Genomic DNA, 15,690 nt, shown 5'->3' on the forward strand with positions numbered 1-15,690 from the left:
CGATGTTCTTTAGAAAGTGGAGGAAAGGCCATGAGCGACATCAAGCTGTTCCGATTTTCCAAAAGTGGCGCGCAGGAACTCCCCGGTAGCACGGCCCCTCTGGAGAAGGGGCTGCATTCGCTCATGGAGAAAAACCTGGAGTGTTTCCTCGGTATCCGCTTCGTGGCAGGGGAATATCCCACCGGCAAGAACCACCACGGGCGCATCGACACCCTGGGCCTTGACGAGAACGGCTGCCCGGTCATCCTCGAATACAAGCGCCACACCAATGAAAATGTCATCAACCAGGGCCTCTACTATCTGGACTGGCTGCTGGACCATCGCGCGGAGTTCAAGCTGCTGGTGCTCGAACGTTACGGCAAGCAGGCGGCGGACCATATTGAATGGACTGGCACACGGGTGCTTTGTATTGCCGGCGACTTCACCAAGTTTGATTTACATGCTGTCGCGCAGATTGGCCGAAATATCGAACTTATCCGCTACAAGTTTTTTTCTGATGACCTCCTCCTTTTCGAGCTTCTTACCTCTGCGCCGTTGCAGACCGTTTCCAAGACCCACAAATCCACTCACCATGCAGAGCCGGTGCCTCCTGATACCGAGACACCCGAGAAAGGGCCGCTCGCCAAGCAGCTTAATAATGCTTCCCCTGAGATTGCACAGCTTTGGGATGAAACGCTGGACTATATCCGTGGCTTGGGGGAGGACGTGAATATCAAGTTTCTTGGCCATCATGTTGCATGCACACGGCTGAAAAATTTTGCCTGCCTCTGGCCGCTCAAGTCCGAAATTCTGCTCTGGCTCAAGTTGAACCCGGAGTCTATGGAACTGGAGCCGGGTTTTACGAGGGATGTGAGCGGTGTGGGGCATTATGGCACTGGAGATCTGGAGGTGCGGCTCAAAAATGGAGCCACTCTGGCCAAGGCTCTGCCGCTCATTGAACGCGCCTATGAGGAGAGCTGAAAACCCGGGGCCACAAAGTTCCAGTCATCCAAAAACAGAAAGCCCGGCCATTACTGGCCGGGCTTTTCTATCTTTTGCCCTGACGGGCATCAGTTCAGCGTCAGATCCACCATGATGGGATTCTCTTCCAGTTCTTCGAGGAACTTGTCCGGGCGTTCCTTCTGCTCGGGCACCTCGATCTCGCCGTTGACGTATTCGCGGTAGCCCGTGCCCGCCGGGATGAGCCGGCCGACGATGACGTTCTCCTTGAGGCCGCGCAGGTGATCCATCTTGCCCTTGAGCGAGGCTTCGGTGAGCACCTTGGTGGTCTCCTGGAAGGAGGCCGCGGAGATGAAGGACGACGTGGTGAGCGAGGCCTGGGTGATGCCCAGGACAAGCGGCTCAGCCGTGGCCGGCGCGCGGCCCTCGGCGATGGCCTTCTGGTTCTCCTGCTTGAACTCGGCCTTGTCCACCTGCTCGCCGACGAGGAAGCTCGTGCCACCCGCGTCGAGGATGGTCACCTTCTTGAGCATCTGGCGCACGATGACCTCGATGTGCTTGTCGTCGATGCCCACGCCCTGGAAGCGGTAGACCTCCTGGATCTCGTCCACCAGATAGCGCGCGAGGTACTTCTCGCCGCGGGTGCGCAGGATGTCGTGCAGCTCGGGATAGCCCTCGGTGAGCGCGTCGCCCGCCTCCACAAAGTCGCCGTCGGCCACGGTGATGTGCTTGCCCTTGGGCACGAGGTATTCCTTGGCCTCGCCGATTTCCGGCGTGACCACGAGCTTGCGCTTGCCCTTGGATTCGCCCTCATAGGTGACAGTGCCGGCGATCTCCGAGATCTCGGCCTTGTCCTTGGGCTTGCGCACCTCGAAGAGCTCGGCCACGCGCGGCAGGCCGCCGACGATATCCTTGGTCTTGGAGGTCTCGCGCGGCTTGCGGGCGAGGATGTCGCCGGCCTGGATGGCCTGGCCGTCCTTGACCATGATGATGGAGCCCACGGGCAGCGTGTAGACAGCGGGCGCGGAGCCGTGGGCGCGCTTCTTAACCGTGCCGTCCTCGTTGCAGATGGAGATGGCCGGCCGGAAGTTGGTGGTGCGATATTCCATGATGGTCAGGGAGGCCTGGCGCGTCACGTCGTCCACCTTTTCCTGCACGGTCTTGCCGTCGATGATGTCCGCAAAGCGGACGATGCCCTCCTCCTCGGCCACAAAGGGCTCGTTGAAGGGGTCCCATTCGGCGAGCACCGCGCCCTTGGCCACTTCCTCGCCGTCCTTGACCATGAGGCGCGCGCCGTTGGGCAGGATGTACTTCTCGCGCTCGCGGCCCTGCGGGTCAACGATGGTGAGCTGCCCGCTCTTGCCGAGCACGAGCTCGGCGCCCTCGCGGTTGGTGACCGCGCGCACGCGGTTGAGGATGACGCGGCCCGCGTTCTGGGCCTCGAACTTGTTTTTCTCGATGGTGCTCGAGGCCGTGCCGCCGATGTGGAAGGTGCGCATGGTGAGCTGGGTGCCCGGCTCGCCGATGGACTGCGCCGCGATGATGCCCACGGTCTCGCCCGTGTTGACGAGGTGCCCGCGCGCAAGGTCGCGCCCGTAGCAGAGCGCGCAGATGCCGCGCTCGGACTGGCAGGTGAGCGGCGAGCGCACCGTCACCGAGGAGATGCCCTTCTTGTCGATGAGCTTGGCCTCGGTCTCGGTGATGAGCGTGTTCTCGGGCAAAAGCACCTTGTCCGGGTCGTCCGGATCCATGACAGGGTAAAGGAGCACGCGGCCCACCACGCGCTCGGAGAGCGGGGTCTTGATGTCGCCGCCCTCCTTGAGGTGGGTGAGCTCGATGCCGTCCACGGTGCCGCAGTCATGCTCGGAGACGATGACATCCTGCACCACGTCCACGAGTCGGCGGGTGAGGTAGCCGGAGTTGGCCGTCTTGAGGGCGGTGTCCGCGAGACCCTTGCGCGCGCCGTGGGTGGAGGTGAAGTATTGCAGCACCGAGAGCCCCTCGCGGAAGGACGAGGTGATGGGCGTCTCGATGATCTCGCCAGAGGGCTTGGCCATGAGGCCGCGCATGCCGGCGAGCTGGCGCATCTGGTCCTGGTTGCCGCGCGCGCCCGAGTTGGACATCATGAAGATGGGGTTGAAGCTCTGGTTCTCCACGGTTTCGCCCGTCACGGGGTTGGTGACGAGCTCGTGCGAGATCTCCTTGGTCATCTCGGTGGAGACATCCTGCGTGGCCTTGGTCCAGACATCGACCACCTTGTTGTATTTTTCCGTGCGGGTGATGATGCCGTCGCGGTACTGGCGCTCGATGTCGTCCACCTCGGCCTGCGACTGGGCGAGGATGGCCTTCTTGCTCTCCGGGATGGTGAGATCCTTGACGCCGATGGTCACGCCCGCGCGCGTGGCGAACTCGTAGCCCAGGTCCTTCAGGCGGTCGCAAAGGATGACCGTGGACTTGATGCCGCAGGTGCGGTAGGCCGCGCCCACGAGCTTGGCGATGGCCTTCTTGGTGAGCACGGTGTTCACGGTCTCGAAGGGCAGCTCGGGCGGCAGGATGTCGCTCACGAGCACGCGGCCGGGCGTGGTGTCGTAAATCTTGCCGTCGGGCATGCGCACCTTGATGCGCGCGTGCAGCGAGACCTGTCCGGCGTCATAGGCGCTCTCCACCTCCCACGGGGCGCAGAAGGTCATGCCCTCGCCCTTCTCGAAGCTGCGCTCGACCGTCATGTAGTAGAGGCCGAGCACGATGTCCTGCGAGGGCACGATGACCGGGCCGCCGTTGGCCGGGGAGAGGATGTTGTTGGTGCTCATCATGAGCACGCGGCACTCGATCTGCGCCTCCACCGAGAGCGGGATGTGCACGGCCATCTGGTCGCCGTCAAAGTCCGCGTTGTAGGCGGTGCAGACGAGCGGGTGCAGCCGGATGGCCTTGCCCTCCACGAGCAGCGGCTCAAAGGCCTGGATGCCCAGGCGGTGCAGGGTGGGCGCGCGGTTGAGCAGGATGGGATACTCGCGAACGACCTCGGAGAGGATGTCCCACACCACAAGCTCCTCGCGCTCCACCATCTTTTTCGCGCTCTTGATGGTGGAGGCGTAGCCGCGTTTCTCAAGCTCCGCGTAGATGAAGGGCTTGAAGAGCTCGAGGGCCATCTTCTTGGGCAGGCCGCACTGGTGCAGCTTGAGGTAGGGGCCCACGGTGATGACCGAGCGGCCGGAATAGTCCACGCGCTTGCCCAGGAGGTTCTGGCGGAAGCGGCCCTGCTTGCCCTTGATCATGTCGGAGAGCGACTTGAGCGGGCGCCCGTTGGTGCCGGTGATGGCGCGGCCGCGCCGGCCGTTGTCGAAGAGCGCGTCCACCGCTTCCTGGAGCATGCGCTTTTCGTTGCGGATGATGATTTCCGGCGCGCCCAGCTCCATGAGGCGCTTGAGGCGGTTGTTGCGGTTGATGACGCGGCGGTAGAGGTCGTTGAGGTCCGACGTGGCGAAGCGGCCGCCGTCCAGCGGCACGAGCGGGCGAAGCTCCGGCGGGATGACCGGGATGACCTCCATGATCATCCATTCCGGCTTGTTCTGCGACTCAAGAAAGGCCTCCACGATCTTGAGGCGCTTGGTGATCTTTTTCTTGCGGGTCTGGCTCTTGGTGGCCTCACCCTCCTCGCGCAGCTCCGCGCGCAGCTTCTCGAGGTCGAGCTCTTCCAAGAGGGTGCGGACGGCCTCGGCGCCCATGCCCACGGTGAGGGCGTCCTCGCCGTAGCGCTCGATGATCTGGAGGTACTGGTCCTCGGAGATGACCTGCTGCTTCTGGATGCCCGGCACCTGACCGGGGTCGAGCACGATGTAGGAGTCGAAATAGAGCACCTTCTCAAGGTCGGCCATGGTCATGTCGAGCAGGGTGCCGATCTTGGAGGGCAAGGTCTTGAGGAACCAGATATGCGCCACCGGCGCGGCCAGCTCGATGTGGCCCATGCGCTCGCGGCGCACCTTGGAGGCGATGACCTCCACGCCGCACTTTTCGCACACGATGCCGCGGTGCTTCATGCGCTTGTACTTGCCGCAGTTGCACTCATAGTCCTTCACGGGGCCGAAGATCTTGGCGCAGAACAGGCCGTCGCGCTCCGGTTTGAAGGTGCGGTAGTTGATGGTCTCCGGCTTTTTCACCTCGCCGTAGGACCATTCGCGGATGGCCTCAGGCGACGCGATGGAGATCTGGATGGCCTTGAGGTTGCGGATATTGGCCGCATTGGTGGAGGAGCCGCGTGCGGTGAACAGATCGTCCAGACTCATATATCTCTACCCTGCCTTGTGAAAGGCCCGTTGAGGGTGGTTCGACCTTTGTTTTTCGGTGTATCCCGGCGGCCGCGCGAAGGTGCCCCCCGCGCGGCCCGTTGCTTGCGGAATTTCTATTCGGCGTCGTTGCCGGCCTCGTGCGCCCAGCCCACGCGCTTGGGCTTCTTGCCCTCTTCCTGGTGCAGGTTCACGTCGAGCCCGAGGCTCATGAGCTCCTTGACAAGCACGTTGAAGGACTCGGGGAGGCCCGCCTCGAGGAAGTTGTCGCCCTTGACGATCTTCTCGTACATCTTCACGCGCCCGGCCACGTCGTCGGACTTGACCGTGAGGAATTCCTGCAACAGGTAGGCCGCGCCATAGGCCTCCAGCGCCCAGACTTCCATCTCGCCGAGCCGCTGGCCGCCGAACTGGGCCTTGCCGCCGAGGGGCTGCTGCGTGACGAGGGAGTAGGGGCCCGTGGAGCGGGCGTGGATCTTCTCGTCCACCAGATGGTGGAGCTTGAGGATATACATGACGCCCGTGGTGACGCGGTTCTTGAAGGGCTCGCCGGTGCGGCCGTCGTAAAGCACGGTCTTGCCGTCGCTCGCGAGGCCCGCCTTTTCGAGCCAGCCCCAGATCTCGTCTTCCGTGGCGCTGTCAAAGACCGGCGTGCGCGTGACGATGCCGTTGCGCAGCTTCTTCACCGAGGCCACGAATTCCTCGTCGTCCATGCCGTCGATGAGGGCGTCGATCTCGGGCGACTTGAACACCGCCTTCACTTCCTTGCGCACGGAATCGAGCATGGCGCCCGAATCCACGAGCTCCGCGAGCTGGCGGCCCAGCTCCTTGGCGCCCCAGCCGAGGTGGGTCTCCATGATCTGGCCGATGTTCATGCGCGAGGGCACGCCGAGCGGGTTGAGCACGATGTCCACCGGGCGCCCGTCGGCGAAGAAGGGCATGTCCTCCTCGGGCAGGATGCACGAGACCACGCCCTTGTTGCCGTGGCGGCCGGCCATCTTGTCGCCCACGGAGAGCTTGCGCTTGATGGCCACATAGACCTTGACCATCTTGATGACGCCGGGCGCGAGGTCGTCGCCCTCGGAGACCTTCTCGCGCTTGGAGTCATAGATGTGGTGGAGGTAGTCCACCTCGCGGTCATAGTCCTTGAGCAGGGCCGCCACCTCGTCGTTGACTTCCTTGCTCTTGAAGAGGCCGGCCAGCTTCTTGACCGGGATCTCGGCGAGCTGTTCGGCCGTGAGGGCCGCGCCCGCTTCCATCAGGGTCTCGCCCTTCTTCTTGCCGGCCACGGAGGCCGCGGTCTGCTTGCCGATGACGATGGGGGCGAGCCTGGCGCGCGTGCGCTCGCCAAGGGCGCGCATGTGGTCAGCTTCCTTCTGGTCGAGCACGGCGGTGTCGTGCGCCTCGATGGCCAGGGTGCGCTCGTCCTTCTCGCCGGAGCGGCGGTTGAACACCTTGACGTCGATAATGGTGCCCTCCACTCCCGGCGGCACCTTGAGGGAGGTGTTCTTCACGTCGCGCGCCTTCTCGCCGAAGATGGCGCGGAGGAGCTTTTCTTCCGGGGTGAGCTGGGTCTCGCCCTTGGGCGTGATCTTGCCCACGAGGATGTCGTCCGGCTTCACGGGCGCGCCGATGCGGATGATGCCGCTCTCGTCGAGGTTGCGCAGCATGTCCTCGCTGACATTGGGGATGTCGCGGGTGATCTCTTCGGGCCCGAGCTTGGTGTCGCGCGCAACGACCTCGAATTCCTCGATGTGGATGGAGGTGAAGGTGTCGTCGCGCACCGTGCGCTCGGAAATGAGGATGGAGTCCTCGTAGTTGTAGCCGCACCAGGGCATGAAGGCGACCACGAGGTTCTTGCCGAGCGCGAGCTGGCCCTCGTCGATGCCCGGGCCGTCCGCGAGGATCTGGCCCTTTTTCACGATGTCGCCGGGCTTGCAGGTGGGCTTTTGGCCGAAGCACGAATTCTGGTTGGACTTGTGGTACTTGAGCAGGTCATACGCGCGCACGCCGCCCTGCTCTTTGTAGATGTCGCCCTCATAGGCCACCACGATGCGGTCGGCGTCCGCGTATTCCACGCGGCCGTCGGCCGGGGCCACGATGCACGCGCCGGAGTCGCGCGCGACATCCGTCTCCATGCCCGTGCCCACGAGCGGCTTTTCGGAGCGCAAAAGCGGCACGGCCTGGCGCTGCATGTTGGAGCCCATGAGCGCGCGGTTGGCGTCGTCATGCTCGAGGAAGGGGATGAGCGCGGCCGAGATGGAGACCATCTGGCTCGGCGAGATGTCCATGAGGGTCACCTCGTCACGGTGGCGCATTTCCACCTCGCCCTTGACGCGCACGGTGACGTATTCGTCCATGAGGCGCCCGTCGGCGTCCATGCGCGCGTCGGCCTGGGCCACCACCTCGTCGCCCTCGCGCGAGGCGTCAAGATGCACCACCTCGTCCGTGACCTGGCCGTTCCTGACCACGCGGTAAGGCGTCTCGATGAAGCCGTAGTCGTTGACCTTGGCATAGGTGGTGAGCGAGACGATGAGGCCGATGTTCGGGCCTTCGGGCGTCTCGATGGGGCAGATGCGGCCATAGTGCGAGGTATGCACGTCGCGCACCTCGAAGCCCGCGCGCTCGCGTGTGAGGCCGCCGGGCCCGAGGGCCGAGAGGCGGCGCTTGTGCGTGACCTCGGAGAGCGAGTTGGTCTGGTCCATGAACTGCGAGAGCTGGGAGGTGCCGAAAAACTCCTTGAGCACCGCGGCCACGGGCTTGGGATTGATGAGGTCATGCGGCATGAGCGTGGAGATTTCCTGCAGGCTCATGCGCTCCTTGATGGCGCGCTCCATGCGGACGAGGCCGATGCGGTACTGGTTTTCCACGAGCTCGCCCACGAGGCGGACGCGGCGGTTGCCCAGATGGTCGATGTCGTCGGCCGGGCCGTGGCTGTCCTTGAGCTGGACGAGCACCTTGATGGCCGTGAGGATGTCCTCGTCGCTCAAGACGCGCAGGTCGGCCGGTTCGTGCAGGCCAAGGCGCTGGTTGAGCTTGTAGCGGCCCACGGGCGAAAGGTCGTAATAGTCCGGGTTGCGGAACAGGTTGTCGAAGAAGCTCGCCGCGATCTCGGGCGTGGGCGGGGAGGACGGGCGCAGGCGCCGGTAGATCTCCTCCTGGGCCTTCTGCTTGTCCGGGATGCGATCCTGCACGAGGGTGTCGCGGATGGAGGAGGAGGTGTCCGTGCCCTTGGTGTGCAGCACGGAGAGCCGGCGGATGTTCGCCTCGCGGCAGCGCTCGAGCAGCCCCGCCGTGATCTCGTCGGCGGCCTCGGCGAGCACTTCGTGCGTCTCGGGGTTGACCACGTCCTCGGCGAGGAACATGCCCTCGATGAAGTCCGGCCGCACCTCGATGGCCTTGATGCCGCCCTCGCACATCTGCCGCCAGGCGCGCTTGGTGATGGGCTTGCCGGCCTTGACGAGCACCGTGCCGTCCTCGGCCGTGATGTCGGCGTAGGCGGTGTCCTTGCGGTAGAGGTCTTTCTCCACCTCCCACATGACCTTGCCGCCCGGCTCGAGCAGGTAGTGCTCGCGGGTGTAGAAGTAGTCGAGGATCTGCTCCTTGCTCATGCCCATGGCCTTGAACAGGATGGTGGCGGGCATCTTGCGGCGGCGGTCGATGCGGACATAGAGGATGTCCTTGTGGTCGAAGTCGAAATCGAGCCACGAGCCGCGCATGGGGATGATGCGGCAGGAGTAGAGCACCTTGCGGCTGGTGTGGGTCTTGCCGCCGTCGTGCTCGAAGATGATGCCGGGCGAGCGCTGTAGCTGGTTGACGATGACGCGCTCCGTGCCGTTGATGATGAAGGTGCCCTTCTCGGTCATGAGCGGCAGCGTGCCGAAATAGATGTCCTGCTCCTTGATGTCGCGGATGGTGCGGTTGCCCGAGGCCTCGTCCGCGTCGTAGACCACAAGGCGCACGCGGATGCGCACCGGCGCTTCGTAGGTCAGACCCTTGGAGATGCACTCGGCCTGGTCGTACTTGGGCTCCTGGATCTCGTAGGAGACGAACTCGAGGCTCGCGGTCTTGTTGAAGTCCTCAATGGGGAAGACCGTGTGGAAGACGCCCTCGAGGCCTTCCTCGCGGCTGCGCTCGTTCTCGGGCACGCCTTCCTGGAGGAATTTCCGATAGGAGTCTATCTGGAGGTTCAGCAGATGGGGGATGGGCAGGGAAGTCTTGATCTTGCCGAACTGTTTGCTGAGCTGGCTCATGGGTACCTCAAGAAGGTCTGGCAGTTGCGTTTGCAACGAAAAAAAGGGCCCGCGCCATTGCCGCGCCAGAAAAGCGCACTGGGGGAAACAAAATTTGAGCTGCTGCCTGCCGCGCACGGCAAAGACGACAAAAACCCATCCCCTGCCGTCCCGCAGGGCCTGGGTCATTGCGCCGTATTTTTAAAAAGTGTTTCGTTTACAGCAGGTTACAGAAAACAGCAATTAACCCTCCCTCTTAATTCGTGAACGCAATCAAATATCCACATTTCTTTCGTTTGGCAAGTGTCGAGGGCGAAAAATTTTTTCCGCCGCAAAGGCCCGGCGGCGGCGCGTTTGCGGGCAATGGGGCACGGCGGAGCCGATTTTTTGCAGAGGCTGGCCCCTGACAGCATGACTCCCGGGAGAGGCCTGCCGGGAGTCATGATCATGCAAAAATCAGCGGCGCTGAAGCGACGCGCCCTACGGCTCCCAGACCTTGGCCTGGGCCTTGCCGTTGCGCTTGGCCGCATACATGGCCTGGTCGGCCTCATGGATAAGCTGCTCCAGCGGATATTCCGGGTCGCAGGCCGGGCGGATGCCGATGGACAGGCTCACGTCCGAGAGCTTGTCGAGCGAGCTGAACCAGGTGGAAAGATTGGCCTGCACCTTGGCCGCCAAGGCGGCAAGCTCGTCATCCTCAATATCGCGCGCGATGCAGACGAGGAATTCGTCGCCGCCGAGGCGCGCGAGAAAATCGTTGGGGAAGGTCTCGCGCATGACCGAGGCTATCTTGCGCAGGGCCATGTCGCCGGTCTCGTGGCCCCAGCGGTCGTTGACGGCCTTGAAGTTGTCGAGGTCGAGGTAGAGGAGGTGGAAGACCTCCTTGTCCATCTTCTGGAAATATTCGGTGAGCGCGTGACGGTTGGCGAGGCCGGTGAGGTGGTCCTCGCTGGCGTTGCGCCGGATGGTGATCTCGAGGTTCTTTTCCGCTGTGATGTCGCTGAACACGGCAAGGCCGCCGAACACGTTGCCGAAGATGTCCCGAAGCTCGGTCTCGCGCACGCTCACGAACTTCTGCTCGCCGTCGTCCATGAAGCCGAGGCTCCCGGCCTCGTGGGTGAAGAACCAGCTCTTCCAGTCCCAGTAGTTGACGCCGATGATGTCGCTCTTGCGCTCGTGGAAGAAGTCGGCGAACTTCTGGTTCATGTGGGTGATGATGCCCTTCTCGTTATGCATGATGATGGGGAAGGGCATGGCCTCGATGAAGATCTCGATCTCCATGCTCAGGTTGAGGATATTGGTGATGTCGTGCGCCACGCCCACGGTGCCGATGATCTTGCCGTGGCGGTCGTGGATGGGCGTCTTGTAGGTGAGCAGGTGGCGCTTCTGGTCGCCGATCTTGAGGGTCTCGTTGAAGGTGCAGGTCTTGTTGGCCTTGATGACCTCGGCCTCGCTGTTGACGCAGGTCTCGTCGTGGTCGGCGCTTCCGGGGTCCACGTTCCAGATGAAGTAGTGGTCGCGCCCCTCGATCATCTTGCGCGTCTTGCCCGCGGCCTTGCAGAAGGCTTGGTTGACCTTCATGTGCAGCCCGTCGAGGGACTTGAACCAGATCATGTCGGGCATGGAGTCAATGAGCGTCTCGAGCCAGGATTTTTCGATCTGCGCGGTGTTGAGCTCCGACACCCATTCCACGAGCTTGTCGAGGCGCGCCTGCCAGAGCGGGGGGATGACCGGCAAGAGCCAGATGTCGTGATAGGCCGCGATCTCCGCCTTGTCCATGTGCTTCACGGCATCCTGGTTGCGGCAGGCGATGACATGGCCCTTGCACTCCGCCGGGGCCTTGCCCGGGGTGAGCAGGAGCTCGGCAGCCGCCGGGTCGTCCGTCCATGCGGCGTTCTTGGGCAGTTTCGGCTGGAAATCGAGCTCAGGATCTATATAAATCTTGATCATCAGCTGCTCCCATTTCGGCTTTTGTCTTCATACTACTAAAATAGCCAGCATTGTAAATGCCGCAAGGGCGGTCATTTTCCGGCGCGGGGGCACAGGCGGGACGAGACGCCCGGGGCTGCCAGCGGGCGTTGTCCGTGCCTGCCTTGACACTTTTTTAGCAGATATTAAAAATATGAGCCTGAAGCGCGTCCGCGCCTGTCGCCACAACTCCACACCGGGGGGATGATGAGAGCCTTCACCGAACCCGCCATGCGTCCGCCGCAGGAGGCCCATTCGCTGCTTCTGCGCGCCACCCAGGGCTGCACCTATAACGACTGTCACTTCTGCTATGTCTCGCGCGGCTATCCCTTCATGGCGGTGACGCCGGAAGAGCTGGAGCGCGAGGTGCTCGTCCACAAGCCCTTTTTTCCACCGAATACGGCCGTCTATATGACGGGCTCCAACCCGCTGGCCCTGCCCGTGCGCAAGCTTAGGGAATATCTCGAGGTGCTGCGCAGGCATTTTCCGCGCTTTTCGCGGGTGAGCCTGCAGGGCCGCATCGACGACATCACGGCCAAGAGCGACGCCGAGCTGGCGGAATTGTGCGGCCTGGGCCTCCGGCACATCTATATCGGCACGGAAAACGGCCATGACGATGTGCTCCGGCTCATGAACAAGGGCCATGACTCCGCCGAGACGGTGGAGCAATTGCTGCGCCTCGACGAAGCGGGCATGACCTACACCAATTTCTACATTCTCGGCATGGGCGGCAAGGGCATGGGCAAGGCCAGCGGCGAGGCCACGGCGCGCATGTTCAACAAGGTGCATCCGCGGCGCATCACTACCACGGGCATGACCCTCTTCGCGGGGACCCCGGTGGCCGAGATGGCGAGGCGCGGCGAGTTCACCGAGGCCTCCGAACGGGAAAAAATCGAGGAATTGCGCACCTTCCTGCAAAACCTCGAGATCGACACCATTTATGACGGCGTCCACTACCTGAACCCGCTCAATTACCGCTTCGCCAACCGCGACGCCGCGGCCAAGGCTGAAGTGCTGGCCGACATCGACGAAACGCTGGCCTCCTGTTCCGACGAGGAGCTGGAGCGCATGGTGGACCGCCCGCGCATGCGGTCGCTCTAGGGGAGGGCATGATGGCTGAAGACAAACAGGCACCCGCCCGGGGCGGCAGGAAATTCTCCCGGCGCAAGCTGTTCACCGTGGCCGGGGCCGTCACCGCGCTCGCCGTGGGCGGCGGCGCGCTCTACCGGCATTTTTCGTCCACTTCGCCCATCCATGTGGAGTCCTTCACCACGAAAGGCTCGGGCGAAAAGAAGAACATCCTCGTGGTCACGGGCAGCTCGCGCGAGGGCGGCAACAGCCTGCTTCTGGCGGACGCCTTCATGAAGGGCGCCCGCGAGGCCGGGCACACGGTGGACGCGTTCCACTCCGGCCTTACGCCCGTGGGCGCCTGCCAGCACTGCGACGGCTGCTGGAGCACGGGCGAGCCCTGCGTGCTGGAAGACGGCTTCGCGCAATTCTGGCCGAAGCTCGAACAGGCCGACATGCTGGTCTTTTGCAGCCCGCTCTATTGGTACAATTTCAGCGGGCACATCAAGTGCGCCATGGACAGGATGTATCCTTATTCGCGCAAGCACCGGCTCCGGGACATGAAAGTGCGGGAGGCCATGCTGCTCATGTGCGGCGAGAGCCTGTTCCCGCGCTCTTTTGCCGGGCCGGCCGAGGCCTACCGCCAGATGCTGGGCCTGAAGCGCTGGAAGGACCGTGGCCGCCTCTTCGTTACCGGCGTGCATGAATTCGGCGCCATGGAGGGGCACAAGGCGCTGGCCGTGGCAGAGCGGATGGGGCGCGATGCGTGAGGAGCCAGGGAAAGAGGGCAGACAGTGATGCCCCGAATGGGCGCAAATTACCTGATCATCATGGGCAGCACGGCGAGAAGCAGCGCCGTGCAGGCAACGGCGATGCCGCCGAGGCGGATGGTCAGCTTGTATTCGAGCTCGCGCAGGTCGCGCTTGGTCACAAGGGAGGAGTCAACGAGTTCGCGCAGGGCATCCGCCTGTATCCGGGCCTGAGCCTCCGGGACACCGGCGGACTTGAGTCGCTCAAAATAACTGAGGGTGTCAAAGGTCGTCGCGGGCATGGGACCTCCTGTGCCTGTGTGAGAGAATAGACACATCACGGGGTTGCGTCAAATCCGGTCCCGAAGGGGGCCGCCCCACAAATGCAAAACAGGCCGTACCCCTCAGGGCGCGGCCTGTTTTTCTGGGCTCCATCTGCCGATGGCTACGCTTTTGCCGTCTCCTCGGCCGCCACAAAGTTGAAGTTGTCCTGGTAGCAGCGGGTGAGCGGCACCTTCCACTTTTCCAGCGGCACGCGTTCGCGCACGAATTCCGGCTGGCCTTCCGCGCCGTGGCGGATGAAGAACCAGGCCGGCCCGGCCGGGTCCATGTGCGGATAATCCTCGCGGAAGTGGCCCGCGCGGGTCTCCTTGCGCGTGAGCGAGGCGCGCACATAGAGCTCGCTCACAAAGGCGATGGCGTTGACCTCGTGCAGCTTGAGCAGGTAGTGCGAATCCGCCGCGGCCATGCGCGGCAGCTCCTCGGCCTTGATGCGCTCGATTTCCTTGAGCGCCCTTTCCAGCGCCGGGCCGTTCTTGACGATGGAGACATCGTAGGGGAAGACCGCGGCCTGGAGCTTGGTGAGCACCTCCTTGGGCGTCAGCGTGTCCGCGCCGGTGCGCCCGAGGGGCGCATAGGCCCTGTCAAGGCGCGCCATGGCCTCGTCCTCGTCCAGCGCCGGGGCCGCGTCCGCGTCCTTGAGCCACGCGGCGGCCGTCTCACCGACCATGTGGCCGGTGACGGCCGTGGTCATGAGGGCGAAGCCGCCGGCATACACGCCCGGCTCGAGGCTGCGCGCCGTACCCGCGGCAAAGAGGCCGGCCACGGCCGTCGAGCCGTCGATGCCCGCGCGGATGCCGCCGTGCGAGACGGTCATCTGCGGCACCCACTCGGTATTGTCCTTGAAGAGGTCGAGCCCGAGCTTGCAGAGCTTGTCGTAGTTGAGCTTCTGCCAGCCGGTCTGGGGCTTGAGCAGGATCATGTCATCGCCGCGCAGCGGGCTCACGTCAAAGATGATGGGCCCGCGCCCGGCGCGGATCTCCAGCGCCATGCCGATGGTGGTGAAGTGCGGGTCCGTGTTGGGGCCGAGGATGGGCGAATAGCGGCTCATGAAGTTCTCGCCCAAGCGGTTCACAAAGCGCGCGCCCAGCGGGAAGAGGTGGGTCTGCCCTTCCCAGGCGAAGAGGCGCGGCATGTTCCACACGCGGCAGAATTCCAGGTCCTGGAGCTCGGCCCCGGCCTCAAAGGCCATCTGCATGCCTTCGCCGGTGGGCGTGTTCTTGCCGTAGGAGGTCTTCCAGCCGCCCATGCCCGTGGCCGCGATGATGGCGCCGCCCTTGAAGATGTACGCCTCGCCCGTTCTGCAGTGGAAGCCGACCGCGCCCACCACCCGGCCGTCGCGCACGAGGTAGTCGGTGAGCATGATGCGCCCCATGCGCGTGACGCCGGCGTCCTTGAGCCGGGCCACGAGGCTCTTGGCCATGAGCTCGCCGCCGCGGCCCTTTTGCTGCGCGGGGTAGAGCTTCACATGCGGCAGCCCCCGCTGCGGCACGCTCTTGAGCCTGCCGTCCGGGGTGTGGAAAAATTCGCAGCCGAAGCGCTCATAGTCGCGCATGCGGTCGCCCGAGCGGGCGAGCAGGGCCTCCATGAGCGGCTGGTCGCAGAGGCCGTCGAAATAATAGACGAGGTCCTCGAGCCATTCGTCCACCGTGTCCGGCGGCAGCACTGCCTCGAAGTCGCCGCCGGCCATGGTCATGAGGCCGCCCCAGTCCTGCGGCCCCTTGTCCACGATGGTGACCTTGCGGCCGGGCATGAGCTCGGAGAAGCGGTGCGCGGCCCACAGGCCGGCCGAGCCGCCGCCGAGGATGAGGAGGTCGGTCTCCACGCGGTTGATTTTCACGTCGCTTTTCATGCGCGGCCTCCTCCAAGCTCAACGGGCACGTCCGGGAAGGTAGGGGGCAAAACCTCGCGCAGCGGGTCAACGTCGACGGCCCCGGAGGGGCAGGCCCGCTCGCAGAGGAAGCAGGTCATGCAATCATCCGGGTAGGCGACATAGGCCTTGTCGTCCTCGCCCATGCGCAGGGTGTCCAGCGGGCAGATGCGCACGCAGGCGCCGCAGCCGATACAGGTGTCGCGGTCGATGCTTTTGATCATGCGGGTTTTCTCCCGTCA

General features: G+C 63.8%; 9 protein-coding genes. 3 read left to right on the forward strand and 6 right to left on the reverse strand.

Annotation, left to right across the window (positions count from 1 at the left end; translation table 11 throughout):
- The first annotated feature begins 30 nt into the window (after window positions 1–30).
- A complete protein-coding gene (locus G7Y54_RS01595; RefSeq protein ID WP_165076346.1) occupies window positions 31–960 on the forward strand; it encodes a DUF5655 domain-containing protein in 930 nt (309 codons plus the stop codon).
- Window positions 961–1,049: 89 nt separating this feature from the next.
- Here G7Y54_RS01595 and rpoC read toward each other — a convergent pair whose 3' ends face one another.
- The 3 genes from rpoC to G7Y54_RS01610 all read right to left on the reverse strand — a co-directional run bounded on the left by rpoC (window position 1,050) and on the right by G7Y54_RS01610 (window position 11,404).
- Entirely contained in the window at window positions 1,050–5,222 is a 4,173-nt protein-coding gene (rpoC, locus tag G7Y54_RS01600; RefSeq protein WP_165076357.1) for a DNA-directed RNA polymerase subunit beta', read from the reverse strand.
- Window positions 5,223–5,338: 116 nt separating this feature from the next.
- Entirely contained in the window at window positions 5,339–9,475 is a 4,137-nt protein-coding gene (gene rpoB / locus G7Y54_RS01605; protein ID WP_165076366.1) for a DNA-directed RNA polymerase subunit beta, read from the reverse strand.
- Window positions 9,476–9,934: 459 nt separating this feature from the next.
- Entirely contained in the window at window positions 9,935–11,404 is a 1,470-nt protein-coding gene (locus G7Y54_RS01610) for a diguanylate cyclase (RefSeq protein WP_165076368.1), read from the reverse strand.
- A gap of 225 nt (window positions 11,405–11,629) precedes the next feature.
- On the opposite strand from G7Y54_RS01610, the gene G7Y54_RS01615 reads away from it, so the two are divergent.
- Together G7Y54_RS01615 and G7Y54_RS01620 are read left to right on the forward strand one after the other, a co-directional pair.
- Window positions 11,630–12,523 (forward strand): radical SAM protein, encoded by an 894-nt coding sequence (locus G7Y54_RS01615; protein WP_165076370.1) that lies wholly within the window; start codon window positions 11,630–11,632, stop codon window positions 12,521–12,523.
- Window positions 12,524–12,534: 11 nt separating this feature from the next.
- A complete protein-coding gene (locus G7Y54_RS01620; protein WP_165076372.1) occupies window positions 12,535–13,260 on the forward strand; it encodes a flavodoxin family protein in 726 nt (241 codons plus the stop codon).
- A 47-nt stretch (window positions 13,261–13,307) separates the two neighbouring features.
- Here G7Y54_RS01620 and G7Y54_RS01625 read toward each other — a convergent pair whose 3' ends face one another.
- The 3 genes from G7Y54_RS01625 to G7Y54_RS01635 all read right to left on the reverse strand — a co-directional run bounded on the left by G7Y54_RS01625 (window position 13,308) and on the right by G7Y54_RS01635 (window position 15,672).
- The gene (locus G7Y54_RS01625) at window positions 13,308–13,541 is read right to left on the reverse strand and encodes a DUF1640 domain-containing protein (RefSeq protein WP_165076374.1); all 234 of its coding nucleotides are present in this window, start codon (window positions 13,539–13,541) and stop codon (window positions 13,308–13,310) included.
- A 143-nt stretch (window positions 13,542–13,684) separates the two neighbouring features.
- On the reverse strand, window positions 13,685–15,430 hold the full coding sequence (locus tag G7Y54_RS01630) for an FAD-binding protein (protein ID WP_165076376.1): 1,746 nt from the start codon (window positions 15,428–15,430) through the stop codon (window positions 13,685–13,687).
- Window positions 15,427–15,672, reverse strand: coding sequence for a ferredoxin family protein (locus tag G7Y54_RS01635; protein WP_165076378.1), 246 nt, complete (start codon window positions 15,670–15,672; stop codon window positions 15,427–15,429). The genes G7Y54_RS01630 and G7Y54_RS01635 overlap by 4 nt, the downstream gene beginning before the upstream one ends.
- Window positions 15,673–15,690 lie beyond the last annotated feature (18 nt).

The organism is Desulfovibrio sp. ZJ746 (assembly GCF_011039155.1).
In the GTDB taxonomy this organism is placed as follows: Bacteria; Desulfobacterota; Desulfovibrionia; order Desulfovibrionales; family Desulfovibrionaceae; genus Desulfovibrio.

Excerpts from the sequence above, each read along its gene's own strand:
- G7Y54_RS01635 (WP_165076378.1), bottom strand. The coding sequence starts at position 15,672 with ATGATCAAAAGCATCGACCGCGACACCTGTATCGGCTGCGGCGCCTGC.
- G7Y54_RS01610 (WP_165076368.1), bottom strand. The coding sequence starts at position 11,404 with ATGATCAAGATTTATATAGATCCTGAGCTCGATTTCCAGCCGAAACTG.
- G7Y54_RS01630 (WP_165076376.1), bottom strand. The coding sequence starts at position 15,430 with ATGAAAAGCGACGTGAAAATCAACCGCGTGGAGACCGACCTCCTCATC.
- G7Y54_RS01595 (WP_165076346.1), top strand. The coding sequence starts at position 31 with ATGAGCGACATCAAGCTGTTCCGATTTTCCAAAAGTGGCGCGCAGGAA.
- rpoB (WP_165076366.1), bottom strand. The coding sequence starts at position 9,475 with ATGAGCCAGCTCAGCAAACAGTTCGGCAAGATCAAGACTTCCCTGCCC.
- G7Y54_RS01615 (WP_165076370.1), top strand. The coding sequence starts at position 11,630 with ATGAGAGCCTTCACCGAACCCGCCATGCGTCCGCCGCAGGAGGCCCAT.
- G7Y54_RS01625 (WP_165076374.1), bottom strand. The coding sequence starts at position 13,541 with ATGCCCGCGACGACCTTTGACACCCTCAGTTATTTTGAGCGACTCAAG.
- G7Y54_RS01620 (WP_165076372.1), top strand. The coding sequence starts at position 12,535 with ATGGCTGAAGACAAACAGGCACCCGCCCGGGGCGGCAGGAAATTCTCC.
- rpoC (WP_165076357.1), bottom strand. The coding sequence starts at position 5,222 with ATGAGTCTGGACGATCTGTTCACCGCACGCGGCTCCTCCACCAATGCG.